At 68.5% G+C, this 25722-nt stretch carries 21 protein-coding genes and 1 tRNA gene; 8 read left to right on the top strand and 14 right to left on the bottom strand.

Annotation, left to right across the window (positions count from 1 at the left end):
• Window positions 1–117: 117 nt before the first annotated feature.
• The 6 genes from clpX to R1Z03_RS14460 form a co-directional block, all read right to left on the bottom strand.
• Window positions 118–1383, bottom strand: a complete 1266-nt coding sequence (gene clpX, locus R1Z03_RS14485) for an ATP-dependent Clp protease ATP-binding subunit ClpX (protein ID WP_317352082.1) — start codon at window positions 1381–1383, stop codon at window positions 118–120.
• A gap of 100 nt (window positions 1384–1483) precedes the next feature.
• Window positions 1484–2092 carry an ATP-dependent Clp endopeptidase proteolytic subunit ClpP gene (gene clpP, locus R1Z03_RS14480; RefSeq protein ID WP_092740460.1) on the bottom strand — a complete coding sequence of 203 codons (609 nt, stop codon included), beginning with the start codon at window positions 2090–2092 and terminating at the stop codon, window positions 1484–1486.
• A gap of 124 nt (window positions 2093–2216) precedes the next feature.
• On the bottom strand, window positions 2217–3527 hold the full coding sequence (gene tig / locus R1Z03_RS14475) for a trigger factor (protein ID WP_272564309.1): 1311 nt from the start codon (window positions 3525–3527) through the stop codon (window positions 2217–2219).
• Between the two features lie 55 nt (window positions 3528–3582).
• Window positions 3583–3669 (bottom strand) — tRNA-Leu (locus tag R1Z03_RS14470).
• A 93-nt stretch (window positions 3670–3762) separates the two neighbouring features.
• Window positions 3763–6930: an efflux RND transporter permease subunit gene (locus R1Z03_RS14465; protein ID WP_317352075.1), complete on the bottom strand. Its 3168-nt coding sequence runs from the start codon at window positions 6928–6930 to the stop codon at window positions 3763–3765.
• A 10-nt stretch (window positions 6931–6940) separates the two neighbouring features.
• Window positions 6941–8200: an efflux RND transporter periplasmic adaptor subunit gene (locus R1Z03_RS14460; protein ID WP_372588152.1), complete on the bottom strand. Its 1260-nt coding sequence runs from the start codon at window positions 8198–8200 to the stop codon at window positions 6941–6943.
• Window positions 8201–8250: 50 nt separating this feature from the next.
• Between R1Z03_RS14460 and hpnC the strand changes: the two genes are divergently transcribed.
• The 3 genes from hpnC to R1Z03_RS14445 all read left to right on the top strand — a co-directional run bounded on the left by hpnC (window position 8251) and on the right by R1Z03_RS14445 (window position 11901).
• Window positions 8251–9180 (top strand): squalene synthase HpnC, encoded by a 930-nt coding sequence (gene hpnC, locus R1Z03_RS14455; RefSeq protein WP_372588151.1) that lies wholly within the window; start codon window positions 8251–8253, stop codon window positions 9178–9180.
• A 238-nt stretch (window positions 9181–9418) separates the two neighbouring features.
• A complete protein-coding gene (locus R1Z03_RS14450) occupies window positions 9419–10819 on the top strand; it encodes an L-serine ammonia-lyase (protein WP_317352070.1) in 1401 nt (466 codons plus the stop codon).
• A gap of 179 nt (window positions 10820–10998) precedes the next feature.
• Entirely contained in the window at window positions 10999–11901 is a 903-nt protein-coding gene (locus tag R1Z03_RS14445; protein ID WP_317352066.1) for an amino acid ABC transporter substrate-binding protein, read from the top strand.
• Between the two features lie 65 nt (window positions 11902–11966).
• On the opposite strand, the gene R1Z03_RS14440 is transcribed toward R1Z03_RS14445, so the two are convergent.
• Window positions 11967–12713 carry a hypothetical protein gene (locus R1Z03_RS14440; protein ID WP_317352063.1) on the bottom strand — a complete coding sequence of 249 codons (747 nt, stop codon included), beginning with the start codon at window positions 12711–12713 and terminating at the stop codon, window positions 11967–11969.
• 94 nt (window positions 12714–12807) lie between these two features.
• On the opposite strand from R1Z03_RS14440, the gene R1Z03_RS14435 reads away from it, so the two are divergent.
• The 3 genes from R1Z03_RS14435 (at window position 12808) to hpnE (ending at window position 15856) form a co-directional block, all read left to right on the top strand.
• Window positions 12808–13149, top strand: coding sequence for a hypothetical protein (locus tag R1Z03_RS14435; RefSeq protein ID WP_317352059.1), 342 nt, complete (start codon window positions 12808–12810; stop codon window positions 13147–13149).
• Window positions 13150–13658: 509 nt separating this feature from the next.
• Window positions 13659–14498: a presqualene diphosphate synthase HpnD gene (gene hpnD / locus R1Z03_RS14430; RefSeq protein ID WP_284407717.1), complete on the top strand. Its 840-nt coding sequence runs from the start codon at window positions 13659–13661 to the stop codon at window positions 14496–14498.
• A gap of 14 nt (window positions 14499–14512) precedes the next feature.
• Complete coding sequence (gene hpnE / locus R1Z03_RS14425; RefSeq protein ID WP_317352055.1) at window positions 14513–15856, top strand: hydroxysqualene dehydroxylase HpnE; 1344 nt, start codon at window positions 14513–14515, stop codon at window positions 15854–15856.
• 63 nt (window positions 15857–15919) lie between these two features.
• On the opposite strand, the gene R1Z03_RS14420 is transcribed toward hpnE, so the two are convergent.
• On the bottom strand, window positions 15920–17170 hold the full coding sequence (locus R1Z03_RS14420) for a YihY family inner membrane protein (protein WP_284428914.1): 1251 nt from the start codon (window positions 17168–17170) through the stop codon (window positions 15920–15922).
• Between the two features lie 21 nt (window positions 17171–17191).
• Here R1Z03_RS14420 and R1Z03_RS14415 point away from each other — a divergent pair, with 21 nt between their 5' ends.
• Window positions 17192–17644 carry a DUF2069 domain-containing protein gene (locus R1Z03_RS14415; RefSeq protein ID WP_317352050.1) on the top strand — a complete coding sequence of 151 codons (453 nt, stop codon included), beginning with the start codon at window positions 17192–17194 and terminating at the stop codon, window positions 17642–17644.
• 67 nt (window positions 17645–17711) lie between these two features.
• Entirely contained in the window at window positions 17712–19139 is a 1428-nt protein-coding gene (locus R1Z03_RS14410; RefSeq protein ID WP_284407721.1) for an FAD-binding oxidoreductase, read from the top strand.
• 30 nt (window positions 19140–19169) lie between these two features.
• On the opposite strand, the gene R1Z03_RS14405 is transcribed toward R1Z03_RS14410, so the two are convergent.
• The 6 genes from R1Z03_RS14405 to R1Z03_RS14380 form a co-directional block, all read right to left on the bottom strand.
• Entirely contained in the window at window positions 19170–19682 is a 513-nt protein-coding gene (locus R1Z03_RS14405; RefSeq protein ID WP_317352044.1) for a hypothetical protein, read from the bottom strand.
• Between the two features lie 112 nt (window positions 19683–19794).
• Window positions 19795–20781, bottom strand: a complete 987-nt coding sequence (locus R1Z03_RS14400) for a thymidylate synthase (RefSeq protein ID WP_317352040.1) — start codon at window positions 20779–20781, stop codon at window positions 19795–19797.
• 58 nt (window positions 20782–20839) lie between these two features.
• Complete coding sequence (phnX, locus tag R1Z03_RS14395) at window positions 20840–21661, bottom strand: phosphonoacetaldehyde hydrolase (protein ID WP_317352036.1); 822 nt, start codon at window positions 21659–21661, stop codon at window positions 20840–20842.
• 50 nt (window positions 21662–21711) lie between these two features.
• Entirely contained in the window at window positions 21712–22836 is a 1125-nt protein-coding gene (locus R1Z03_RS14390; RefSeq protein WP_317352033.1) for a TIGR03364 family FAD-dependent oxidoreductase, read from the bottom strand.
• Between the two features lie 67 nt (window positions 22837–22903).
• Window positions 22904–24625, bottom strand: a complete 1722-nt coding sequence (locus tag R1Z03_RS14385; protein ID WP_317352030.1) for a putative 2-aminoethylphosphonate ABC transporter permease subunit — start codon at window positions 24623–24625, stop codon at window positions 22904–22906.
• Window positions 24622–25722, bottom strand: a complete 1101-nt coding sequence (locus R1Z03_RS14380) for a putative 2-aminoethylphosphonate ABC transporter ATP-binding protein (RefSeq protein ID WP_317352027.1) — start codon at window positions 25720–25722, stop codon at window positions 24622–24624. The genes R1Z03_RS14385 and R1Z03_RS14380 overlap by 4 nt, the downstream gene beginning before the upstream one ends.

The raw sequence follows: 25722 nt of genomic DNA, 5'->3' as shown, positions 1-25722 counted from the left end.
GGAATATGGTCCAACAGCGAGATTTTTCAACCCACCAAGATCACCGGTGAAGCGAAGGCGATGGGTTGCAGGCGAAGAGGACTGCAGGCGGCTGCTGCGTTACCGGCGGGCCGCGCCTCAGGCTTTCTTGGCGGCCTCTCGGTACACGAGCAGGGGCGCCTTGTTTTCCTCGATGGTGGACTCGTCCACCACCACTTTTTCCACATTGGTGGCATTGGGAAGGTCGAACATGGTGCTGATCAGCGATTGCTCCAGTATCGATCGCAAGCCACGGGCGCCGGTCTTGCGGGCGAGCGCCTTACGGGCAATGGCCTTGAGCGCCGCAGGGCGAATCTCCAGATCCACGCCCTCCATGGACAGCAGCTTGTTGTACTGCTTGACCAGTGCGTTCTTGGGCTCCGTCAGGATCTGGACCAGCGCATCTTCGCTGAGTTCGGCCAAGGCCGTCACGACGGGCATGCGGCCCACCAGTTCGGGAATGAGGCCGAATTTGATCAGATCTTCCGGCTCGATCTCGGTGAACACCTCGGTCAGGGACCGTTGCTTCTTGCTCTTGACCGACGCGCCAAAACCGATGCCCGAGGCCTCCGTGCGGTTCTCGATCACCTTCTCCAGGCCCGCGAACGCGCCGCCGCAGATGAACAGGATGTTCGTCGTGTCGATCTGCAGGAAGTCCTGGTTGGGATGCTTGCGGCCACCCTGCGGGGGCACGCTGGCCATGGTGCCTTCGATGAGCTTGAGCAGCGCCTGCTGAACCCCTTCGCCCGACACGTCGCGCGTGATGGACGGGTTGTCCGACTTGCGGGAAATCTTGTCGATCTCGTCGATGTAGACGATGCCGCGCTGGGCCCGTTCCACCTCGTAGTTGCAGCTTTGCAGGAGCTTTTGCACGATGTTCTCGACGTCTTCACCCACGTAGCCGGCTTCGGTCAGGGTGGTGGCGTCCGCCATCACGAAAGGCACGTCCAGCATGCGGGCCAGCGTCTGGGCCAGCAGTGTCTTGCCCGAGCCGGTGGGGCCGATCAGCAGGATGTTGCTCTTGGACAGCTCCACATCGTCCTTGCCGGCCTTGTCCTTGTGGCGCAACCGCTTGTAGTGGTTGTACACGGCCACGGCCAGCGTGCGCTTGGCGAAGTCCTGGCCGATGACGTAGCTGTCCAGGTTCGCCTTGATCTCCGCGGGGGTGGGAAGGTCGCCACGCGATTCGCGCGTGCCGTCGGCTGCGGGAAGCTCGTCGCGAATGATTTCATTGCACAGGTCGATGCACTCGTCGCAGATAAAAACCGACGGACCGGCGATCAGCTTCTTTACCTCGTGCTGGCTTTTGCCGCAGAAGGAGCAGTAAAGGGTTTTTTCGCTGGAAGAGCCTTTTTTCTCGGCCATGGGGGCAATGCCTCGTGTTGCGGAACGTTGTCGGGATGATAACGAAATAAAAAACGGCGTCTTCCCTGGGGAAAACGCCGCGTATTCCCTTGCGGAGCGATCAGGGGCGCTTGGCGATCACCTGATCGACCAGACCGTATTCCTTGGCTTCATCGGCCGTGAGGAAGTAGTCGCGCTCCGTGTCGTTCTTGACCTTGTCCAGGGGCTGTCCGGTGCGTTCCGCCAGGATGCGGTTCATCTGATCCTTGGTACGCAGAATGTCGCGTGCGTGGATTTCGATGTCCGTCGCCTGGCCGCGGGCTCCGCCCAGCACCTGGTGGATCATGATCTTGGAGTTCGGCAGCGAAAACCGCTTGCCCTTGGCACCGGCGGCCAGCAGGAAGGCGCCCATGCTCGCGGCAAAGCCCACGCACATGGTAGACACATCGGGCTTGATGAACTGCATGGTGTCGTAGATCGCCATGCCGGCCGTGACGCTGCCGCCTGGGGAGTTGATGTAGAACGAGATGTCCTTGTCGGGGTTCTCGCTTTCGAGGAACAGCAACTGGGCCACCACGAGGTTGGCGGTCTGGTCATTGACCTCGCCCACCAAAAAAATAATGCGCTCTTTCAGCAGCCGCGAATAGATGTCGTAGGAGCGTTCGCCACGCCCCGACTGCTCGATGACCATGGGGACCATGCCCAAGGCTTGTGTTTCCAGTGCACTCATGTTTTCTCCTGTCATGCGGATACTGTACCCAGAAATGAATTGGGGCTTGTGCACGCAAGCACAAGCCCCCGATGTCATCCAGCCGCCAGAAACCGCAATCGGGCGGTCCGGCGGCAGCAGCGCATCAGCCCTGGCCCATCAGTTCGTCGAAGGAAACGGACTTGTCCGTCACCTTGGCCTTGCCCATCACGAAGTCGGTCACGTTGTTTTCGATGACGACGGCCTCGACTTCGGCCAGACGCTGGCGGTCGCCGAAGTACCAGCGCACGACGTCTTCCGGCTTTTCGTAGCTGGCGGCCAGTTCGTCCACGTGGGCCTTCAGTTGCTCAGGCTTGGCGTGCAGTTCATTGGCGCGCACCAGTTCGGCCACCACAAGGCCCAGGCGCACGCGGCGCTCGGCCTGGGGACGGAACACGTCTTCCGGGATTTCGGCCTTGTCGGCGTCCTTGATGCCGCGTTGCTTCAGGTCGGCACGGGCGCCTTCCAGCAGGCGGGCGATTTCGGCCTGCACGCTGGCATTGGGCAGATCCAGCTCGGCCTTGGACACCAGGGCGTCCATCACGGCCTGCTTGTTGCGGGCCAGCAGGCGGAACTTGACTTCGCGTTCCAGGTTTTTCTTGATGTCGGCGCGCAGGCCGTCGACCGTGCCGTCGGCGATGCCGAGGGACTTGGCGAGCTGCTCGTTCACTTCGGGCAGGTGGGCGGCTTCGATCTTCTTCACGGTGACCATGAAGTCAGCCGTCTTGCCGGCCACGTCCTTGCCGTGGTAGTCCTCGGGGAAGGCCAGCGGGAAGGTCTTGCTTTCGCCGGACTTCATGCCACGAACGGCGTCTTCAAATTCCTTGAGCATCTGGCCTTCGCCGACCAGGAACTGGAAGTCTTCGGCCTTGCCGCCGGAGAAGGTTTCGCCATCGATCTTGCCTTCAAAGTCGACCGTCACGCGGTCGCCGTCTTCGGCGGCGGCGGCTTGCGCACGCTGGGCGAAGCTGCGGCGCTGCTTGCGCAGGATGTCGATGGTCTTGTCGATGGCGGCGTCGGTGACTTCGGCGGACAGCTTTTCGACTTCGGCGCCGGCCAGATCGGCGATCTTGACTTCAGGGAACACTTCGAAAATGGCGTCGAAGGTGACCTGACCTTCCGGAGCGCCGTCTTTTTCGGTGATGCGGGGCTGACCGGCCACGCGCAGGTTGGCTTCGTTGGCGGCCTGGGCGAACGCCTCGCCAACCTTGTCGTTCAGCACTTCGTACTGGACCGAGTAGCCATAGCGCTGGGCCACGACGTTCATCGGCACCTTGCCAGGACGGAAACCGTCCATCTTCACGGTGCGGGCCAGGCGCTTGAGGCGCGAGTCGACCTCGGACTGGATCGCGGTGAGGGGCAAGCTCAGCGTGATCTTGCGCTCGAGCTTTTCAAGGGTTTCAACAGTAACGGCCATGGCTCTTCCTCTATGAATATGGGGGACCGTGACGGCTGCTTTTGCAGCCGCACCGTGGTGCGCGGGGGGGGACTCGAACCCCCACACCATTGCTGGCGTCAGGACCTAAACCTGGTGCGTCTACCAATTTCGCCACCCGCGCAAACTTACAGACAAAACAGGCGACCGGCAGGGCCGGCCACCTGTGTGAAATTGGTCAACCTTCGATTTTACCTTGTCGGCGGACCGCCTCCGGTCACGCCGGTTTCGGCGCATGCGGATCAGGCTCTTTCACGCGGAACCAGGCCGCGTACATCGCCGGCAGCGCCAGCAGCGTGAGCACCGTCGCCACGATCAGGCCGCCCATGATGGCCACGGCCATCGGGCCCCAGAACACGCTGCGCGACAGCGGGATCATGGCCAGCACCGCCGCGGCGGCCGTGAGCACGATGGGGCGCAGCCGGCGCACGGCCGACTCCACGATGGCGTCCCACGCGGGCACGCCCCGCGCGCGGTCCTGCTCGATCTGGTCGATCAGGATGACGGAGTTGCGCTGGATCATGCCCATGAGTGCGATCACCCCCAGCAGCGCCACGAACCCGAACGGCCGGCCCAGCAGCAGCAGCGCCCCCGCCACCCCGGCGATGCCCAGCGGTCCGGTGAGGAACACCAGCACCGCGCGGCTGAAGCTGTGCAGCTGGAGCATGAGCAGGGTGAACGTGATGAACAGCATGATCGGCACGCCCGCGGCGATGGAGGCCGAGCCCTTGGAGCTTTCCTCCACGGCACCCGCCACCTCGATGCGGTAGCCGCCCTGGCCGGCCGCATGCCACTTCGCCTCCAGCTGCCGCAGGCCGGGCACCAGCGCTTCGGTGACGGTCGCGCCCTGCAGGCCTTCGATGACGTCGCCCTGCACGGTGATGGCGTAGTCGCGGTTCTCGCGCCACATCACGCCCGGCTCCCAGGTGAAAACCGGCCGCGCGATCTGCGTGAGCGGAATCGACTTGCCCGAGGCCGTGGGCAGGTAGGCATTGGCCACGTCGGTGATGGCCTTGCGTTCGTCCGGCGGCTGGCGGAACACGATGTCGATGAGCTTGTCGCCCTCGCGGTATTGGCCCACGGTCGTGCCGGTGAAGACGGTGCGTGCGGCCTGGGCGATGGACTGGCTGGTCACGCCCAGGGCGCGGGCCTTGTCCTGGTCGACTTCCAGGCGCATGACCTTGACGGATTCGTTCCAGTTGTCGTTCACGCCGCGCATCTGCGGGTGGTCGCGCAGGATGGCCTTGACCTCGTCGGCCCGGGCGCGCAGCACGGCGGGATCGGTGCCCACCACGCGGAACTGCACCGGGTAAGGCACGGGTGGCCCGTTGGGCAGCAGCTTCACACGCGCCCGCACCTCGGGAAACTCGCGCGCCATGAGCTCGGGCAACCCGACGCGCAGCGACTCGCGCACGCGCAGGTCCTGCGGAATCACGATGAACTGCGACACGTTGGTCTGCGGGAAGACCTGGTCCAGTGGCAGATAAAAGCGCGGCACGCCTGAGCCCACCCACACGCTGACGGTGGACACGCCCGCCTCGGCCCGCAGGCGCTGCTCGACGCGGCGCGTGACCTCTTCGTTGGCTTCGAACGAGGTGCCTTCCGGGAACCAGATGTCCATCAGGATTTCGGGGCGGCTCGAATCCGGGAAGAACTGCTGCTGCACGCGGCCCATGCCGACGATGCCGAGCGCGAAGGTGGCCACCGTGAGCCCGATGGTGATCCAGCGGTAGCGTACGCACCAGTCCACGCAGCGGCGAAAGATGTTGTAGAACCCGCTGTCGAACGCCTCGTGCGGCTGGCCGTCCGGGCCGGTGTGCACGTGCGGCGGCTTCTTGAGCAGCAGCGTGCCCAGGTACGGCACGAAGTACACCGAGACCAGCCACGACAGAACCAGCGCGATCACCGTGACGGCGAAGATCGCGAAGGTGTATTCCCCCGTCACCGACTTGGCGATGCCGATCGGCAGGAAGCCCGCCGCCGTGATCAGCGTGCCGGTCAGCATCGGCATGGCGGTGATCTCGTAGGCGAAGGTGGCGGCGCGCACCTTGTCGTAGCCCTCCTCCATCTTGCGCACCATCATTTCGACGGCAATGATGGCGTCGTCCACCAGCAGGCCCAGCGCGATGATGAGCGAGCCCAGCGAGATCTTGTGCAGCCCGATGTTCCAGTACCACATGGCCAGGAACGTGACGGCCAGCACCAGCGGAATGGTGATGCCCACCACCAGGCCCGGGCGGACGTCCAGCGTCCAGCGCTTCCACAGCGGATGGCGGCCCGGGCGCTTGTGCAGCCCCAGCGCCAGGAAGCTCACGGCCAGCACGATCACCACGGCTTCGATCAGCACCTTCACGAACTCGTTGACCGACGAGGACACCGACTTGGGCTGGTCCTGCACGTTCACGAACCGCACGCCGGCCGGCAGGGTCTTTTCGATGTTCTGCGTGGCGGTCTTCAGCGCTTCGCCCAGGCGGATGATGTCGCCGCCCTTGGCCATCGACACGCCGAGCGCGATCACTTCCTGGCCCTGGTGGCGCACCTTCACGGCCGGCGGCTCCACATAGCCGCGGTGGATATCGGCGATGTCGCCCAGGCGCAGCTGCGCGCCCGAGGCGCCGCGGATCGGCATGGCGCGCAGGTCTTCGACCGCACCGAACTGCCCGGCCACGCGCACCTGGACCTGGTCCTGCGGCGTCTGGATGATGCCGCCGCTTTCCACCGCGTTCTGCTGGCCCAGCTGCGACAGCACCTGGTTCATGTCCAGGCCCAGCTGCGCGAGGCGCTTTTGCGAGATTTCGATGTAGAGCTTTTCGTCCTGCACGCCGAACTGCTCGACCTTGGCCACGTCGGGCACGCGCAGCAGTTGCTGGCGCACGTCGTCGGCGAAGGTCTTCATCTCGGCGTAGCTGAAGCCCTCGGACTCCAGCGCGTAGATCACGCCGTAGACGTCGCCGAAGTCATCGTTGAAGAACGGCCCCTGCACGCCCTGCGGCAGGGTGGCGCGCATGTCGCCGATCTTCTTGCGGACCGTGTACCAGACGTTGGGCACGTCGCCGGACTTGGACGAGTCCTTGATGTTGAAGATGATCTGCGACTCGCCGGGCTTGGAGTAGCTGCGGATCTTGTCGGCGTACGGCACCTCCTGCAGCGTGCGTTCGAGCTTGTCGGTGACCTGCTCGGCCACCTGCTGCGCCGTGGCGCCGGGCCAGTAGGTGCGCACCACCATCGCGCGGAAGGTGAACGGCGGGTCCTCGTCCTGCCCGAGCTGGAAGTAGGCGCCAAAGCCCATCAGCATCAGCACGATCATCAGGTAGCGGGTGAGCGCCGGATGGTCGAGCGCCCATTTGGAGAGGTTGAAGCCCTCTTTCGGCTGGATCTGCGTCATGGAGCGGCCTTCAGCGGGCGGACGATGCGGTCGCGGCGGGTGCCGGGCCGGAGGCCGCGGCACTGGCGGGACTTGCCACGCCATTGACAGCCGTCTGCGCTGGACTGGATTGCGCTGCAGGCGTTTTGGGCTGGTACGGCACGACCTTCTGGCCGGGCGACAGCACGTGCACGCCCGTGGCCGCCACCTGCATGCCCGGGGCCAGCCCCGAAGCCACCACGGCCTCGTTGCCGTCCGCCGTGGCGATCTGCACGGTTTGCGACCGCACGGTTCCGCTGGCGGCGTCGAAGACCCACACGGCCGTCTGCTGGCCGTCCTGGCGCAGCGCGCTGGTGGGCAGCTTGATGGCCTGCTGGCCGGCCTGGCCCAGGGCCTCGGGCGTGACGTACACGGTGGCGCCGAGCGGCGGTGCCTCGGCGCCCTCGATGGCCACCTTGATCTGGAAGGTGCGGGTGACGGCATCGGCGCTGGCCGCCACCTCGCGCACCCGGCCGGTCAAAGGCGCGCCGCCCGACCACGACCGCACGGCCACCGGCTGGCCGGCCTTCACGCGGGCGACCTTGTCTTCCGGCACGACGAAGACCACGTCGCGGGGGCCGTCCTGGGCGATGCGCACCACCGGCGTGCCGGCGGACACCACCTGGCCCGGCTCGGCATCGATGCTGGTGACCACGCCCGACACGTCGGCCACCAGCCGCGTGTAGCCGGTCTGGTTGCCCTGCGAGGCCAGTTGCGCACGCGCCTGGTCGAGCGATGCCTCGGCGGCCTTGAGGGTGGAGGCGCGGCGCTCCAGCTCGGCGCCGCTGATGAAGTTCTGCGCCTTGAGCGCGGCGTAGCGCTGGTAATCGGCGGCGGCCAAGTCCCGTTGCGTGGCGGCGGAGGCCACCTGCGCGCGCGACGCGTCGGCGGCCAGCTGGTAGTCGCGCGGGTCAAGCTGGGCCAGCACCTGGCCCGCCTGCACGCGCTGGCCCAGTTCGGCCTGGCGCTGCACGATCTTGCCCGCCACCCGAAAGCCCAGGCGCGATTCGATGCGCGCGCGCACCTCGCCGGCATATTCGAGCTGGGTGTTCAGCGGGGCGGCGCCCACGGTGAGCAGCTTGACCGAGCGCACCGGCTCGGGGGCGGGCTCGGGCTTGGAGCAGCCCACGCCCGCGAGGACGGCCGCGCCGACGGCCAGCCCCCCCATCGCGCGCTGCACCCAAGAAAATGCCCCGTGACGGGGCTGCGAGGGGAACGGCCGGGAAAGCCGCGGCGCGACAGAGGTGTTCATGCTGGTTCCGGGAAAGCGGTTCGTTTTAATGACTGACTGGTTAGTAATCTATGAGAAGCCCCGTCACCTTGTCAAGCGACAATCGCGCCGTGACGCTTCCCTCCTCCGATCCCCGCCCCCGCTCCGCACCGCCCGGCACCCCCCAGGCGCCGGCCGTGACGCACTACGAAAACTTTCCCGTGGCCTCGCTGCTGTGCCCACCGCACCTGCGCCAGCCCATCGCGGCCATCTACGCCTTCGCCCGCGCCGCGGACGACCTGGCTGACGAAGGGGACGCCGGCCCGGACGAGCGCTTGGCGGACCTGGCGGCCTATGGGGCCGAACTGCAGTCCATCGCCGCCGGCCACCCACCCGGCGCGCGCTGGGCCGCCATCTTCGGCCCGCTGCAGGCCGTGCTGCGCAGCCATGCCCTGCCCGTGCCGCTGCTGGCCGACCTGCTGAGCGCGTTCACGCAGGACATCGCCCGCACGCGGGACGGCGCCGTGTACGCCGACCGGGCCGAACTGCTGGATTACTGCCGGCGCTCGGCCAATCCCGTCGGCCGGCTGCTGCTGCACCTCTACGGTGTGCACGATGCCGAATCGCTCGCGCGCAGCGACGCCATCTGCTCGGCGCTGCAGCTCATCAACTTCTGGCAGGACCTGAGCGTGGACATTCCGCGCGGGCGCCACTACCTCACCGACGCCGACTGCGCGGCGCACGGCGTGGACCGCGCAGCCCTGTCCACGCTGCGCACCACGCCCGCCACGCGCGCGCTGGTCAACGACTGCGCGGCCTGGGCGCGCGGGCTGATGGACCAAGGCGCGCCCCTGGTGCACCGCCTGCCCGGGCGCGCCGGCTGGGAGCTGCGCCTGGTCGTGCAGGGCGGACTGCGCATCCTGGACAAGGTGGAGGCGCTCGACGGCGACAGCCTGCACACCCGCCCGCGTTTGCGCCCGCTGGACTGGGCCCGCATGCTGGGCCGGGCCGTGGCGATGTAAGGCGAATTCATGCCCGGCAAGCGCGGCTTCAGTCGCGGCTCTGTAGGCCGATAATCCAGGCATCGAATCGGCCTTCAGCACAATGAGTACTAGGGCATGACGCTATATTTTTTGTAGCAATCGATTTTGATTGAGCCGGTAAGGCACAGGCCTCGCGCAAGGCCGCCCCGGGATAGCGAGCATGCCCGGCCCCCGCCAGCCGGTTAGCCTGCGCGCCCCACAGCCCTCATTGCCCGCCATGTCCGTCAGCGTTTTCGACCTGTTCAAGATCGGCATCGGCCCGTCCAGCTCCCACACCGTCGGCCCCATGATCGCGGCGCGGCAGTTCGCCGTCGCCCTGCGCGATTGCATGGGCCTGGCGCCCGTGCACCGCGTGGTGGTGGAGCTGTTCGGCTCGCTGGCCGCCACCGGCATCGGCCACGGCACCGACCGCGCCGTGCTGCTGGGCCTGGCCGGGCACGAGCCCGACCGCATCGACCCGGACCGGATCGGCCCGACAGTCGAGGCGATCCGCACGGGCGGCCACATCGACCTGCTGGGCACGCACCACATCGCCTTCATCGAAAAGGAGCACCTGCTGTTCCGGCGCAAGAGCCTGCCGTTTCACCCCAACGGCCTGAGCCTGCATGCCCATGGGGCGCAGGGCGAACTGCTGCTCACGCGCACCTACTACTCGGTGGGCGGCGGCTTCGTGGTGGACGAAGGCGGCCAGCGGGTGCTCAACAGCGTCGAGGCCCTGGACCAGGGCGCAGCAGGTTCCGGCATGGGACTGCCGCACCCCTACCGCACCGCCGCCGAACTGCTGGCCCAATGCGCCGCCACCGGGCAGAGCATCGCCGCCGTCACGCTGGCCAACGAAGGGCACTGGCACAGCCGCGCGCACGTGCGCCAGCGACTGCTGCAGATCTGGCAGACGATGGCCGGCGCCGTGCAGCGCGGCTGCGCCAGCCACGGCAGCCTGCCTGGCCCCATGCGGCTGCAGCGCCGCGCGGGCCAGCTGCACCAGACGCTGTCCGGCCGCGCCGATGAGGCGCTGCGCGATCCGCTGTCGATGCTGGACTGGATCAACCTCTACGCCATGGCCGTCAACGAGGAGAACGCGGCGGGCGGGCGCGTCGTGACCGCGCCCACCAACGGCGCGGCCGGCGTGATCCCGGCGGTGCTGCACTACTACGTGAAGTTCGTGCCCGGCGCCGACGAGGACGGCATCGCCGACTTCCTGCTCACGGCCGGTGCCATCGGCATCATCTACAAGGAAAACGCCTCGCTCTCGGGTGCCGAGGTGGGCTGCCAGGGCGAGGTGGGCGTGGCCTGCTCGATGGCGGCCGGCGCGCTGGCGGCGGTGATGGGCGGCACGCCCGCGCAGGTGGAGAACGCGGCCGAGATCGGCATGGAGCACAACCTGGGCATGACGTGCGACCCGGTGGGCGGGCTGGTGCAGATCCCCTGCATCGAGCGCAACGCGATGGGCGCGATCAAGGCCATCAACGCCGCGCGCATGGCCCTGCGCGGCAACGGCACGCACATGGTCTCGCTCGATCAGGTCATCAAGACCATGATGCAGACCGGTGCCGACATGAAGAGCAAATACAAGGAAACCTCGCGCGGCGGGCTGGCGGTGAACGTGGTCGAGTGCTGAGTGAGGGCGCCCAACCCGGGGCTGCGCCATCGCCGGTGTGGTGAAGATAAGACGCACCTGCACGCGGGCGCGCGGGCAGGCCCTGCCTTTTTCGTTACACGCACATACACTTTGCGGTTTTCGCCCGTGCGGGCACCGGCGCATCCGCCGCCCCTTCATCCGCCTTTTCGCCTCCACCCATGCATTTCCTTTCTCGACTGCGCCCCTGGGCGCTCATGGCGGCCCTGGCCGCGTTCGGCAGCGCTGCCCCCGCGTGGGCGGAAGACACCCTGGCGCGCATCGCCAGCTCGGGCGAGCTGAAGCTGGGCCACCGCGAAAAGTCCCTGCCGTTTTCGTTCAAGGACGCCAACGGCGCGGTGAAGGGCTACACAGTAGACGTGTGCCTGCAGGTCTTCGACGAGATCAAGAAGGAGCTCAAACGCCCCGACCTGCGCGTGCACTACCTGCTGGTGGACGGCAAGAACCGCATCAGCGACGTGAAGGACGGCGTGGTGGACCTGGAGTGCGGCGGCACCGCCAACACGGCCGCGCGGCAAAAGGAGATCGCGTTCAGCCACCACATCTTCGTGGCGACCTCTTCGTTCCTCGTGCGCAAGAACTCGGGCATCAAGACACTGGACGACCTGCAGGGCAAGAAGATCGCCGTGCAGGGCAAGACCACCAACGAAGGGCTGCTGCGCGCCAACGAGCGCACCTACAACCGCCACTTCAACTACGTGCTGGCCGACAGCACGATCGACGTGGTGGGCGCGCTGGTCAAGGGCGAGGCCGATGCCGCCTTCGCCGACGATGCGGGCATCTGGATTCCGCTCACCCGCCTGGGCAAGAACGTGGACGACTACCAGTTCCTGGAAAAGCGCCTGTCGCTGGAGCCCTACAGCATCGGCCTGCGCAAGGACGATCCCAAGTTCAAGGAACTGGTGGACCGCGTGACGCGCCGCATGATCCAGGGCGGCGAGATGGCCGCGCTGTACAAGAAGTGGTTCAGCGTGGAGCAGCAAGGCATGCTCCCAATGAGCATGTTCATGAAAGAGGCGCTGCGCCGGCCGAGCGACATGGGTGTGGAGCAGATCGCCTTCTGAGGCCCGCCTGCCACCATGGCGGCAGGCAGTGGGGGCCCGGAGCCGATGGCCCCCGGTCCACCGGCTTACATGTAGCCTTGGTCGATCGCCTCCTGGTGTTCTCGCAACTCTTTTTCCTTGCGCTCCCGAATTTCTTCTGGCGTGCTGGGAGTCGAGTACAGCATTGACGACAGCCCCTGGCTGTCGAACGCTTCTTCGATGTCCTTGGCCACGCTTTGCAGGGCGTCCAGCTTGCGGAAAGACTGGCCGAGGTCCATCTTCGCCATCTGGCTGAGTGAGGCATGCAGCTTGGGATCGGCATAGCGCAGGCCGTCCATCTCGTCGCTGGCGAGCAATTGCTTGAGCTGGGCCTGGCTCTTGATGATCGCATCGCGCTGGCCCGACAGTTCGTCGAACTCCTGGGCGGTCTTGAAGGTACTCACCATCTTCGCGCCGCTTCGGCGCATCGTGCCCTCCAGATCGAAGGCCATGCCCGTCTGATCGACCTTGGTGAACTTGCCGGACAGGTCCGCCAGTTTCTCCAGCATCGGAAGGTTGGCCGTCAGTGCCTGGCTCACATGGTGCACCACAGGAATGTTCATCCTCGCCATTTCGTTGCGAAGGGCGTTGTGTTCACGGACCGCTGCCTTTTTCTGAGCGGACAGGGTCTCATACCGTGCGTTCAGTGCGTCGTACTCCTTGTCGGGCATGGCATCGGTCGCGTTGTCCAACGCCGTGTCCACCTGATGGTGCTCCCTGATCACGGCCTCCATGCGGGCCTTGGCCTCCAGGTATTGCGCCTTGACCTGCCGGGTTCCGCGGATGAACTGCAATTTGGGCTGGGCCGTATCGGCTTCCGAGGACTGGGGCCTGGTCCGCCCGAAACTCGCAGAGGTGGCTGCCTGCTGAGGCCTTGCAGCTTGCGCCGTGCTCGTCGGACGCGTGGGGCTTGCAGGGGTCGTGGGACGCGAAGGACTCGTCGGGGTCGAGGGGCGCGACGGGCTCGTGGGGCGTGAGGGGCTCGACGGGCTCGAAGAGCCCGAGGAACTGGTGGAGCTCCAGGAGCTGAGGGAGCTCGAAGAATTGGAGGAACCCCAGGAGCTCAGCGAGCTGAGGGAGCTGGACGAACCGGTGGGGCGCATCGACGTGCGGTGCACTCCCGGCTGGGAAGCAGGTGCATTGCTGCGCCCATCGCCGAACATCTTCAAGCTCGCGGGCCCGGGCTGCTGTTTCCGCGGAGAAGTCGCGGCAGCCGTGGCGTGCTGGTAACTTGGGGTCTGCACACGCTGCTGCTGTTGGCCAGCGAGGCCAGCCTGCTGGTTGCCCGGCCGGAACGACTGCAGGTTGGCCCGGGGCTGTTGCGACTGCGAGCCTTGCGGACGGGCGGCCGCGCCATTGTTACGCGAACTCAATTTGGAGAACACGGTGTCCTGCTGCGGCCGGGACTGCGCGGCACCCGATGGGGTCTTGGCCTGACCCGTCGTTTTCGACGCCACCTCCTTGACGAAGCGGTTGCCCGCCGATAAGACCTTGGAAGCGAACTTGGAACTGAGGGACATGGAAAAACCTTTCGAGGCGGTCGCTCGCCGTGCCTCGCATCGGGAAATCGCCGCTTGAAATGCACTGTAGGCAGGCTCTGTTCGAGCACGGCACGGCCACCCGAAAGCGCGAGCAGGAATGCGAAGGCACCCTCCCCTGGCCTGGCCGCAGGCCGGCCCCTGCCCCGAGCCAGCCCGGTTCGCCGCCGAGCCCGGGCGCCCATGGGAGAATCGCGCCCCATGACACCGGAACAGTACGTCCAGCAAAAAGCCGCCGCCTCGGGCAGCAGCTTCTATTACGCCTTTCTGTTCCTGCCCGCGCCACGGCGCGCCGCCATCACGGCCTTCTATGGCTTTTGCCGCGAGGTCGACGATGTGGTGGACGAAGTCTCGGATGCCGGCGTGGCCCGCACCAAGCTGGCCTGGTGGCAGGCCGAGGTGGCCCAGTCCTTTGCCGGTCGTGCCACGCACCCGGTGATGCAGGCGCTGATGCCGCACGTGGCGGCCTACGGCATCGAGGAGCGCCACCTGCAGGCCGTGATCGACGGCTGCCAGATGGACCTGGAGCAGACGCGCTACCTCGACTTTCCCGGCCTGTCGCGCTACTGCCAACTGGTGGCGGGCGTGGTGGGCGAGGTGGCCGCGCGCATCTTCGGGCAGACCGACGACCGCACCACCGAATACGCGCACACCCTGGGCCTGGCATTTCAGCTCACCAACATCATCCGCGACGTGGGTGAGGACGCGATGATGGGCCGCATCTACCTGCCCGTGGCCGAGCTCCAGCAGTTCGACGTGAAGGCGCACGAGATCCTCAAGCGCCAGTATTCCGAGCGGTTCACGGCGCTGATGCGCTTTCAGGCCGAGCGCGCGCACCGGCTCTACGACGAAGCGCTCGCCCTGCTGCCCACGGGCGACCGGCGCGCCCAGAAGCCCGGGCTGATGATGGCCAGCATCTACCGCACCCTGCTGCGCGAGATCGAGCACGACGGCTTCCAGGTGCTGCACCAGCGGGTGAGCCTGACGCCGCTGCGCAAGCTGTGGCTGGCCTGGAAGGTGCAGGCCCTCGGACGCCTCTGAGCCGGCTTTCTTCCATGCAACGTGTTGCCATCATCGGGGGCGGCTGGGCCGGCATGGCGGCGGCGGTGGCCGCCGCGCAGGCGGGGCACAGCGTGACCGTGTTCGAGGCCACCCGCGTGCTGGGCGGCCGCGCGCGCGCCCTGCCCGCCACCGATGCGCCCGGTGCGCCGGGCGCCCCGCCGCCCCTGGACAACGGCCAGCACATCCTGATCGGCGCCTACACCGAGTGCCTGCACCTCATGGCGCAGGTGGGCGTGGACCCGGAAGCGGCCCTGCTGCGCCTGCCGCTGTCGCTGCGCTTCGCCGATGGCAAGGGCATCCGCCTGCCCGACATCGCGCCCCCCTGGGACGCCGTGTGGGGCATTGCCACCGCCCGGGGCTGGGGCCTGCGCCAGCGGCTGGCGCTGATGACCACCACCGCCCGCTGGATGTGGGGCCTGGGCGGATTCCGCTGCGCGCCCGGCGATACGGTGCTGACCATCAGCCAGGGCCTGCCGCCGCAGCTGATGGCCGAGTTCGTGGAGCCGCTGTGCGTCTCGGCGCTCAACACCCCCGCCGCCGAAGCCAGCGCCACGGTGTTCCTGCGCGTGCTGCGCGATGCGCTCTTCAGCGGGCGCGGCGGCTCCAACCTGCTGCTGCCGCGCACCGACCTGGGCGCGCTGTTTCCCGAACCCGCCGCGCAATGGCTGCAGGCCCAGGGCCACACCGTGCACCGGGCGCGCCGGGTGCAGGCCATCGCGCCCCAGTCACCGCCATCGAGCGGCTGGACGGTCGATGGCGAGGCCTTCGACACCGCCGTGCTGGCCCTGCCCAGCAGCGATGCGGCCAGGCTGGTGGCCGCGTGCGCGGGCTCAGAGCAAGCCGCGCCGCGCAAGGCGCTGTGCTCCGCGCTGTACGACTGGGCGGCCGTGGCGCAGGCGATGCGCTTCACCGCCATCGCCACCGTCTATGCGCGGGTGCCGGGCGCCCAGGGGCCCGTGCTGGAGAGCCCCATGCTGGCCCTGCGCTCTTCGGCGCAGGAACCGGCCCAGTTCGCCTTCGACCGCGGTGTGCTGGGCGGCCCGCCGGGCCTGCTGGCCCTGGTGGTGAGCGCCTTCGAGGGCGACCGTGCCGAGCGCGAACAGCAGGTGCTGCGCCAGGCCATGCGCCAACTGGGCCTGCCGGCGCTGGACCTGGTGCAGACGGTGGTGGAAAAGCGCGCCACCTTCGCGTGCACGCCGGCCCTGCAGCGCCCGTCCAACGCGATCGCGCCGGGGCTGTGGGCCTGCGGCGACTATGTGCGCGGGCCCTACCCCGCCACGCTGGAAGGCGCGGTGCTGGCGGGCACGGCGGTCGGGCAGCAGCTGGGCAAAAAATAGGCTCCAGCGCAGATTCCACTAGGGCATATAGCTACAAAAACAATAGCAAATGCCCGCCGTGACTCACGCCGGGCGGGGCAGCACATCCGCCATCTTGAGCACGGACACGCCCGTGTTGCCCCAGAAACGCTCCAGGCTGTCGGCCCGCTCGATCAGCAGCCGCTGCACCAGCGGCTCCAGCGACGTGGCGGCGGGATCGGCCACCAGCAGGTAGCGCGGCTCCACCGTCTCGGGCACGCCGGCGGCGGTTTCGTTGACCTGCACCACCCAGTCCAGGGCGGTGAGCGCCTCCAGCACGGGTTCCAGCTGCAGCGCATCCACGCGCAGCGCCTGGCACAGCGCGCTCATTCGCAGGCCGCGGGCCGGTGTCTCGTGCGCCCGGTGCAGGGCCTGCAGCGCCTCCACCGCCAGCTGGAAGGTCCAGCCCTGGCCGCTCGCCCGGCGCGCCACCCCGTTGAGCAGGCTGGGCAGGTAGGCCGCCACCACCGCGCCCAGCAGCACGATCACCCAGGCCACGTAAATCCAGACCAGCAGGATCGGCAGCGTCGCGAAGGCGCCGTACAGCACCGAATACGTGGGCACCGAGGCCAGGTACAGGCCGAGCACCTTCTTGGCCACCTCGATCCCCACCGAGACGAACACGCCACCCGACCACGCATGGCGCCATTTGACCTGCGTGTTGGGCACGTAGCGGTACAGCGCCGCGGTGCCGCCGGCCAGCAGCAGGAATTCGATGGAATCGAACAGCAGCCGCGCGCTGTCGGGCAGCGCGTCGTGCAGGCCGCGCGAGGCCGAGGACGCCACCGACGTGGTGAGCGCCAGGCTCGCCGCCAGCACCAGGGGCCCCAGCGTGATGACGGCCCAGTAGATCAGCACGCGCTGGCCCAGGGGCCGCAGCCGGCGCACGCGCCAGATGTTGTTGAGGGTGCGGTCGATGGTCAGGACCAGCGCCAGCGCCGTGCCCAGCAAAATCGAAAACCCCGCCACGCCCAGGCCGCTGGCCTTGGCCGCGAACTGCGTGAGGTAGCCCAGCACCTGGCGCGAGATGCTGTCCGGCACCAGGCTGTCCACCAGCCAGCGCTGCAGCCCCGTCTGCAGGGTGCCGAAGATGGGAAAGGCGGTGAACACGGCCAGCGCCACGGTGAAGAAAGGCACCAGCGCCAGCAGCGTGGTGAAGGTCAGGCTGCTGGCGGTGAGGCCCAGGCGGTCCTCGCGAAAGCGCTCGCGCAGGGTATGCGCCGTGGTGCGCCAGGGAAAGTGCGACAGATCGGCCAGGACGGCTTCGAAGCGCTGCGCGAGTGGGGCTAAAGGCATGGCCGATATGATGCCACCCCGATGGCCTCTTCCCCCCTCTCTCCCGGCGCGCACCGCGCCGCATCCGGCACCGGCGCCCCGGCCGCCCCCGACGTGTCGGCCACCCGGTGGCTCGCCGTGGGCAGCCTGCTCGGCCTGATCGTGCTCAGCCTGGCCTGGGAGCTGTGGCTCAGCCCGCTGCGGCCCGGCGGCTCGTGGCTGGCGCTCAAGGCGCTGCCGCTGGCGTTTCCGCTGGCCGGGCTGCTCAAGCACCGCATGTACACCTACCGCTGGGTGAGCCTGGTGGTGTGGCTCTATTTCACCGAAGGCGTGGTGCGCGCCTGGAGCGATCCGGCCCCGGGCCGGTGGCTCGCGCTGGTCGAAGTGGCGCTGTGCCTGGCGCTGTTCGCCGCCTGCGCGCTGCATGTGCGCCTGCGCCAGAAGCACGCACGTGCGGCCGCGGCCGCGGCGACACCGGCCCCGTCCACGCCCTGAACACCCCAAAACGGCCTCGCCCCACGCCCCTTCCATTCCCCGTTTTTCGCGAGCATTCGAGAACACCATGTCCACCCTGATCGACACCCTGCGCCAGACCGTCGGCGCCGCCCATGTACTCACCGAAGGCGACCTCACCGCCTGGGAGCAGGACTGGCGCCGCCGCGCGCGCGGCAAGGCGCTGGCCGTGGTGCGGCCCGGCAGCACGCAGGAGGTGGCCGCCGTGGTGCGCGCCTGCGCCGCCGCCGGCACTGCGATCGTGCCGCAGGGCGGCAACACGGGGCTGGCGGTGGGCTCCATTCCCGACGAGACCGGCACGCAGGTGCTGCTGAGCCTCACGCGGTTGAACGCCATCCGCGCGGTGGACGCCGACAATTTGACGCTCACCGTGGAGGCCGGCGCCATCCTGCAGAACGTGCAGGACGCGGCCGAGAAGGCGGGGCTGCTGTTCCCCTTGAGTCTCGCGGCCGAGGGCAGCTGCACCATCGGCGGCAACCTGGCCACCAACGCCGGCGGCACGCAGGTCGTGCGCTACGGCAACACGCGCGACCTGTGCCTGGGACTGGAAGTCGTCACGCCGCAGGGCGAGGTGTGGGACGGCCTCAAAGGCCTGCGCAAGGACAACACCGGCTACGACCTGCGCGACCTGTTCATCGGCAGTGAAGGCACGCTGGGCATCATCACCGCCGCGACGATGAAGCTCTACCCGCAGCCCGCCGCCAGCCTGACGGCCTGGGCCGCGGTGCCGTCGATGGAACACGCCGTGCAATTGCTGGCCCTGGCGCACAAGCACCTGGGCGCGGGCCTGACCGGCTTCGAGGTGATGGGCCGCTTCGCCCTGAGCCTGGTGGCCAAGCACATGCCGCAGCTGCGCGTGCCCTTCATCGACCAGGAAGACGTGCCCTACGGCGTGCTGCTGGAAAACAGCGACAGCGAGTCGGAGGCGCACGCCCGCACGCGCTTCGAATCGCTGCTGGAAACCGCCTTCGAGGCCGGCTGCGTGACCGATGCGGTCGTGGCCGAGAACCTGGCGCAGGCGCACCAGCTCTGGCACATCCGCGAAAACATTCCGCTGGCCCAGGCCGAGGAAGGGCTGAACATCAAGCACGACATCTCGGTGCAGATCCCCCGCATCCCCGCCTTCGTCGAATACGCCGACGCGCTGCTGCAGCGCGAGATTCCCGGCGTGCGGCTGGTCAACTTCGGGCACCTGGGCGACGGCAACCTGCACTACAACGTGCAGGCGCCGGCCGAGGGCGATGCCAAGGCCTTCCTGCGCGACGAGGAAGCCCGCGTGAACCATCTGGTCTACGAAGCCGTGGCGCAGTTCGGCGGCTCGTTCTCGGCCGAGCACGGCGTGGGCGCGCTCAAGGTGGACAAGCTGGAGAAGTACCAGTCGCCCGTGGCGCTGTCCATGATGCGCGCCATCAAGGGCGCGCTGGACCCGCAGGGGCTGATGAACCCGCACTGCATGCTGCCGGTGCACGGCGCCTGACGGCCGGGCCACCGGGGCGGCCCGACGGGATCAGCGCCGCGCGTCTTCCAGCACCTTGCGCACGTCGGCGGGCAGGGGCACCGGCGCGCCGGCATCCTGCACGTCCCATTCCTCGTCGCCCGTCTGCAGCCACACGCGCATCGCGTCGCGCGACGGGTCCACCACCACAGCCGCCGCCTGGGCGTCCGGCTGGCTCGACCGGCGGCCGGTGATGTAGAGCAGGCCGCCTTCCTGCCGCAGCGGCGTGCTGACGGCCATGTTCTGCAGGAACTCCGGGTGGTTGACGGGACCGAGCAGTTCCTTGACCCGCACCCCCATGGGGCCGGTGCGCAGAAAGTCCGCGCCCTCCGAAGGCTTGCGGCCCACCTGCGCCTGCACGCTGGCCCAGCGGTTGGCGGCGGCCGGTGCCGCAGCCGTCGCAGCGGACGCGGCCGGCTTGGCGGGAGAGGGCGTGGAGGCCGAGGGCGTGAGCGGCACGTGGGTGCCGCAGCCGGCGGCCAGCACCGCTGCGGCGAACAATGGCAAAGAGGACGAAAGGCGCATGGGGCGGATTTCCTTGGAATCGGGGAAGCAACCGGCGAGCTTATCCGCTGATGCCCCCGAATCCATCGCGCCCCTGCCGCCCATGGGCGTTTCGGCACGCCACCCCGCGATATCACACGGCCATGGGGGCCGTGATGTGGGCGTGGTGCTGGTAGCCTTCGAGCGAGAAGTCCGACGGCTCGACCGCCTCCAGCCATTCGGGCGCGTAGGTGCCGGTGACGGCGTAGTCCGGGATGCGGTCGGACAGCACCAGCTTGGGCAGCGGGTGGGGTTCGCGCGTGAGCTGCTCGCGAAGCATGTCCACGTGGTTCTCGTAGATGTGCGCATCCCCGATGAAGTACGTGAACCAGCGCGGCGTGTAGCCCGTGAGCCGGCCCACCAAGTGCAGCAGCGCCGCCCCTTCCGCCAGGTTGAACGGCGTGCCGAGCCCGACATCGTTGCTCCGGATGTACAGGCACAGCGAGATTTCCTTCCTGCCCGGATTGGCCAGGAACTGATACAGCAGGTGGCAGGGCGGCAGGGCCATTTCGTCCAGCTGCGCCCAGTTCCATCCGTGGAACAGGATGCGGCGGCTGCCGGGGTCTTGGATGAGCGTGTCCAGGCACTGCCGGAGCTGGTCGACGGCCTTGTAGAGCAGCACGCCAGCCGGTTTGCCGTCCTCGCCGCCAAGCGTGCCGATGGCCTCGTATCCCCGGCCGAGCGCGTCCGCGATCTGCGCCGGGCCCTGCGGCAGCGCCGGGTCGATCAGCTTGTAGGCCGGCCACTGGCGCCACTGGACTCCGTACACTGAACCCAGGTCGTCCTCGGCGAGGCGGTAGGGGTTGGCCAGCCACTGCGCGTTCTCGTTCGCGTTCTGGTCCCAGACCTTGCAGCCCAGCGCCCGGAAATCGGCCGCGCTGCGGCGTGCGCGCAAAAAGCCCACCAACTCGCCCACCACCGACTTGAAGGCGAGCTTCTTGGTCGTGACGGCGGGAAAGCCCTCCTGCAGGTCGAACCGGAGCATCGCGCCCGGCAGGCTCAGGGTGCGGACGCCCGTGCGGTTGTCTTGCCAACTGCCGTTGTCGAAGATGTTCTGAACGAGGTCGAGGTACTGTTTCATGTGCCGAAGGGACGAGCCAAGGGCGGAATCGTAGCGCAAGGGGGTCCGGCAGCGCGCCTCAGGGCCGGATGCCCTTGGCCAGGCGGCCGGCGATGTCGTCGATCACCGGCAGGAGGTCGGCCACCGAATCGATCACGTAATGCGCGCCCGCGCCCTGCAGCTTGCCAGCGGCCGCTTCGCGGCGGGCCTGCTGCGCGGCCGGCGGCAGTGCGTTCCACTCGGCCAGCGGCAGCCCCATCGCGTTGCCGCTGACGGCGACGCCCACCGTCCAGGTACCCGCGTGCAACCCCTCCTGGATGCCGACCTCGGTGTCGTCCACCTTGACCACCGTGGCGGGCCACCACACCCCCAGGTCGGCGAAGCAGCGGAACATCATCAGCGGCGAAGGGCGGCCCGCTACGAGGTCGCCCGCGCAGACGAGGTTGTCCGGCGCATAGCCGCTGGCCGCGGCGATGGGCGACAGGATGTCCATGATCGGCCGGTTGTAGCCGGTGGTGGAGCCGATCTTCAGCCCCCGGGCCCGCAGCGCGGCCACGGTGTCCAGCGCGCCGGGAATGAAATCGGCGAAATCGGCCACCACTGCCGCATTCATGGGGGTGAAGACTTCGTAGAGGTGGTCGATGTCGGCATCGGCGAAGGGCCGGCCGTGCAGGTGCTCCCATTGCCGGGCGACCTCGGGCAGCAGGCTCAGGGCCTGGATGTGGTCCCACTTGGCGACGCCCATCGGGCCGCGGGCCTGCTCGATGCCGATCCGGATGCCGAATTGTTCGAACAGCCGCACGAAGGCGCCCATCGGCGCGCAGGAGCCGAAGTCGAGGATGGTGCCGGCCCAGTCGAAGACGACGGCGCTCAGCGTGGTGGTGGAAGGAGGCATGCCCATGTCGTGTCCTGATCGTGGCGCGGTGGGGAAAGGGTTGGGTGAAAGACGGCTCACCAGGCGCCGAAGGTGTCCTCGGCGATGCCGAAGGCGGTGCTGGCGCCGGTGCCGCTGGTGACGATCACCAGCCGGGTGGCGTCGTCGGGCCGGTCGATCAGGCAGTCGGTCGTGGCCGACGAGGGGTAGATGCCCACCCAGCGCTCGGTCACCCGGCAGGCCTGCAGCTTCACCGTGTCGCGCAGGTGGCGCAGGATGAGGTCGTCCACCCGCTCGTCGGCGAAGGGCTGGGGCGCGGCGCTGTAGTGGTGCGAGTCGCCCACCACCAGGGAGCCGTCGGCGCTCTGCACCACGATGAGGTGGATGCCGTTGGCCAGCGATTCGGCCTCTTCGCGCTGGAGTTGCTCGCGCAGCGCGGCGGCGGCGGGCAGGTCGCTGTAGCCCCGGTAGCGCACCAGGCTCAGGTCGGCCATGACCGAGCCGGGCAGCCGCAGGCCGGGCTCGGGCATGACGCGCAGCATGTGCAGCAGGCACAGCCGCAGGCTGTGCGGCGCCAGTCGCTCGGCGAACAGGCCGTGGATGTCCGAATGGGTGCAGACCACCACGCGCTCGGCGTGCAGCACGGCGCGCGCGGTGCGCACCCGCGGCGTGGCGACCTCCAGCACCGCCTCGCCGAAGCGGAACACCACGCCATGCGCCTCGGCCAGCCATTGGGTCAGCAAACCGATGGCCGTGCGCGATTCCACCCGCATCTCGTGCGGGCTGTAGAGCACGCCCTGGGCGCCCTCCAGCTGCAGCGCGGGCGCGCGGCGGGCGGCCTCGGCCACGCCGAGCAGTTCGCAGGCCTCGCCCATCTCGGTGCCCATGAACTGTTCGAGCACGGACAGGGCCTGGGGTCTGAATGCCGTCAGGTACAGGCCGTGGTGCACGGCCTCGATGCCGGCCTGGGGCGCGACCTCGCCCCACACCTCGCGGGCCCGTCGGGCGCGGCGCCAGGTGTCGCCCGCACCCTGGCCGGTGACGGTGATGAAGCCGAAGTTGCGGATCGAGGCGCCGACGCAGGCCGCGTCGCGCTCGACCACGCAGACCTTCAGGCCGCGCCGGGCGGCGGTGTAGGCATGGGCCAGGCCGACGATGCCGGCGCCGACGACGATCACGTCGAAAGTGGGGTGGGTTTCCATGGTGCTTTTTCCAGGCGGCAGGGCGGTCTTCTTCGCTGCGCGCTGTGTTTTCAGAGGTTCATCGCCTTCATCGGAGCGGTGCCCGCCAGGCCTGGGTGCGCCGCTCGACCCCATGGCCCGCGGCCAGGTACAGCAGCGTGACCACCGCCGAGGTGGCGGCGATCAGCACCGCCATGGCCGCGGCCGGGCCGGTGTCGCCGGCCTCGTCCAGGTTCAGGATGGCGACCGAGGCCAGCCGGGTGTCGGGCGAGTAGAGGAACACCACGGCCGAGATCGTCGTCATGGCGCTGATGAAGAAATAGCGCGACACGTCCAGCAGCACCGGCAGGCAGATGGGCAGCGTCACGCGCCAGAAGGTCTTGTAGAGCGGCACCTTGAGCGAGGCGGACACCGCTTCGAACTCGGCGTCCAGCGCCTTGAGCGCCGTCACCACGGTGAGGTGGCCGGTCGTGTAGAAGTGCACCACCGTGCACAGCACCATCAGCGGCAGCGTCTGGTACAGGCCGTGCAGCGGGTTGGCCGGCGCGTTGAAAAAGAAGATGTAGCCCAGGCCCAGCACCAGGCCGGGAACGGCCATGGGCAGCATGGCCGCCAGCCGCACCACCGGCCGCAGGGCTTGCAGGCCCCGGGTCTTTTCCAGCAGGTAGGCGCCGACGAACACCACGGCCGTCCCCACCACCGCCGTGCCGCAGGCGAGCTTCAGGCTGTTGGCCAGGGCATCGGCCAGGTCGGCATCGATCAGGCCCGCGACGTAATGGTCCAGGCTGGGCGACAGGTTGTACGGCCACAGCTTGGCGAAGGAGGCGAACACCGCCATGCCGAACATGGCCAGCACCAGGGCGGCGATGCACAGGCAATAGAGCGCCATGGCCGCATCGAATCCGCGCGCGCGCCGCGGCACCAGCGCCACGGCGCGCGCCGTGAGGGTGGCGGTCTGCCGGCGCTGCACCAGACCGTCGATGGCGAAGGTGAGCACCGCCGGCAGCAACAGCAGCAGCGCCACCACCGCGCCGCGCTGGAAGTCGTGCTGGCCGATGACCAGCTTGAAGACGTCGGTGGCCAGCACGTTGAAGTTGCCGCCCACGACCTTGGGAATGCCGAAGTCGGTGATGACCAGGGTGAAGCACACCAGCGCGGCCGAGATCAGCCCGTACTTGGCGCCCGGCAGGGTGATGGTGAAGAATTTGCGCAGCGTGCCGGTGCCGAGCGCATCGGCCGCCTCGTACAGGCGCGCATCGGCCAGCGAGAGCGCCGTGACCAGGATCATCAGCACGTGCGGAAACACCGCGAAGCACTCGGCCAGCACGATGCCCGATGCGCCGTAGATGCCGGTGAACCCCAGCGCCGTCCAGAAGTCCCGGGCCACGCCCTGGTTGCCGAACCAGTAGATCAGCGAGATGGCCGACAGCAGCGAAGGCGCCAGCAGCGGCAGCAGCATCACCGTGCGCAGCAGCGTCTTGGCCGGCATGCAACTGCGGGTCAGCGCATAGGCGAAGGCGAAGGCCAGCGGCAGCACGATGGCGGTCACCAGCAGCGACACCCACACGCTGTTCCACAGGCTGGTGAGCAAGGCGGGCGAGGCCAGGTAGGCGGTGAAGGCCCCCAGCCCCGACACCGCCCCGCCCTGCGGTGCATCCAGCGCCTTCGACAGGATGAGCAGCAGCGGCGCCACCAGTCCGACGCCCAGCAGCGCCACCACGCCCAGCAGGCCGAGGTGGGCCAGCCGGTCGCTCCAATGCACCCGCTGGTGCAGGGGCGCCGCGCGAACGGCCGCCGCCACCGCGCTCATGCGGCGGCGCCGGTGGCGAACACGCGCAGCCGGTCGGCGCGCAGGGCGAAGCGCACGCGCGTGCCTTCGCGCACCCCGAACTCGTCCATCTGGTTGAGCGAATACTGCAGCTGCAGCGGCTGTCCGCCCAGGCCGTCGACGTCGATCTCGGCCAGGCAGTTGCCGCCCAGGAACTCGATGTGGCGCACGGTGCCGGCGCACTGCAGCGGGTCGTCCTGCACGGCGGCACCGACCACGCGGTCCTCGGGCCGCAGGTACAGCGACACCGCGCTGCCCGGCCGGAATTCCGTGCCCGCGCCGGGCACGCACTGCAGGCGCTTGTCGCCGCAGCGGAACCAGTGGCCGCCCTCGGCCACCGCGTCCAGCCGGTTGACCTTGCCGACGAAGTCCGCCACGAAGGGCGATGCGGGTTCGCGGTAGACCTGCATGGGCGTGCCGACCTGCTCGATCACGCCGTGGTTCATGACCACGATGCGGTCGGCCACCGACAGGGCCTCCTCCTGGTCGTGCGTGACCATGATGGTGGTCACGCCCAGTCTGCGCTGCAGCGACCGGATCTCGTTGCGCAGGTGCACGCGCACCGTAGCGTCCAGCGCCGACAGCGGCTCGTCCAGCAGCAGCAGGCCCGGCGACGTGGCCAGGGCGCGCGCCAGCGCGATGCGCTGCTGCTGGCCGCCCGACATCTGCGCAGGAAACTTCGGCCCGCTGCCCGGCAGCCCGACCAGGTGCAGCAGCTCGTCCACGCGCGCCGCGATCCGCGCGCGTCCCTCGCGCCGGTTGACCAGCCCGTAGGCCACGTTCTGCGCCACCGTCAGGTTGGGAAACAGCGCATACGACTGGAACATGATCCCGTAGTCGCGCTCGGCCGGCGGCGCCACCGAGATGTCCCGGCCCGCCTGCACGATGCGGCCGGCGGTCTGGGTTTCCAGCCCCGCCACGATGCGCAGCAAGGTGGTCTTGCCGCAGCCCGACGGCCCGAGAAAACAGACGAACTCCCCCTGGCGGATCGACAGGTCGATGCTGCCGAGCGCGGTGAAAGCGCCGAATCGCTTGTGAATCCCGCGAAGCGCGAGGAAGCTGCCGTCGTCGTTGTCCAT

The organism is Acidovorax sp. BLS4 (genome assembly GCF_032929295.1).
GTDB lineage: Bacteria > Pseudomonadota > Gammaproteobacteria > Burkholderiales > Burkholderiaceae_C > Paracidovorax.
This window is presented reverse-complemented; position numbering and strand designations above follow the sequence as displayed.

Bases quoted from the DNA above. Each gene is read 5' to 3' on its own strand.
- clpX (WP_317352082.1), bottom strand. From the start codon at position 1,383: ATGGCCGAGAAAAAAGGCTCTTCCAGCGAAAAAACCCTTTACTGCTCC.
- clpP (WP_092740460.1), bottom strand. From the start codon at position 2,092: ATGAGTGCACTGGAAACACAAGCCTTGGGCATGGTCCCCATGGTCATC.
- tig (WP_272564309.1), bottom strand. From the start codon at position 3,527: ATGGCCGTTACTGTTGAAACCCTTGAAAAGCTCGAGCGCAAGATCACG.
- R1Z03_RS14465 (WP_317352075.1), bottom strand. From the start codon at position 6,930: ATGACGCAGATCCAGCCGAAAGAGGGCTTCAACCTCTCCAAATGGGCG.
- R1Z03_RS14460 (WP_372588152.1), bottom strand. From the start codon at position 8,200: ATGAACACCTCTGTCGCGCCGCGGCTTTCCCGGCCGTTCCCCTCGCAG.
- hpnC (WP_372588151.1), top strand. From the start codon at position 8,251: ATGAGAAGCCCCGTCACCTTGTCAAGCGACAATCGCGCCGTGACGCTT.
- R1Z03_RS14450 (WP_317352070.1), top strand. From the start codon at position 9,419: ATGTCCGTCAGCGTTTTCGACCTGTTCAAGATCGGCATCGGCCCGTCC.
- R1Z03_RS14445 (WP_317352066.1), top strand. From the start codon at position 10,999: ATGCATTTCCTTTCTCGACTGCGCCCCTGGGCGCTCATGGCGGCCCTG.
- hpnD (WP_284407717.1), top strand. From the start codon at position 13,659: ATGACACCGGAACAGTACGTCCAGCAAAAAGCCGCCGCCTCGGGCAGC.
- hpnE (WP_317352055.1), top strand. From the start codon at position 14,513: ATGCAACGTGTTGCCATCATCGGGGGCGGCTGGGCCGGCATGGCGGCG.
- R1Z03_RS14420 (WP_284428914.1), bottom strand. From the start codon at position 17,170: ATGCCTTTAGCCCCACTCGCGCAGCGCTTCGAAGCCGTCCTGGCCGAT.
- R1Z03_RS14415 (WP_317352050.1), top strand. From the start codon at position 17,192: ATGGCCTCTTCCCCCCTCTCTCCCGGCGCGCACCGCGCCGCATCCGGC.
- R1Z03_RS14410 (WP_284407721.1), top strand. From the start codon at position 17,712: ATGTCCACCCTGATCGACACCCTGCGCCAGACCGTCGGCGCCGCCCAT.
- R1Z03_RS14405 (WP_317352044.1), bottom strand. From the start codon at position 19,682: ATGCGCCTTTCGTCCTCTTTGCCATTGTTCGCCGCAGCGGTGCTGGCC.
- R1Z03_RS14400 (WP_317352040.1), bottom strand. From the start codon at position 20,781: ATGAAACAGTACCTCGACCTCGTTCAGAACATCTTCGACAACGGCAGT.
- phnX (WP_317352036.1), bottom strand. From the start codon at position 21,661: ATGGGCATGCCTCCTTCCACCACCACGCTGAGCGCCGTCGTCTTCGAC.
- R1Z03_RS14390 (WP_317352033.1), bottom strand. From the start codon at position 22,836: ATGGAAACCCACCCCACTTTCGACGTGATCGTCGTCGGCGCCGGCATC.
- R1Z03_RS14385 (WP_317352030.1), bottom strand. From the start codon at position 24,625: ATGAGCGCGGTGGCGGCGGCCGTTCGCGCGGCGCCCCTGCACCAGCGG.
- R1Z03_RS14380 (WP_317352027.1), bottom strand. From the start codon at position 25,722: ATGGACAACGACGACGGCAGCTTCCTCGCGCTTCGCGGGATTCACAAG.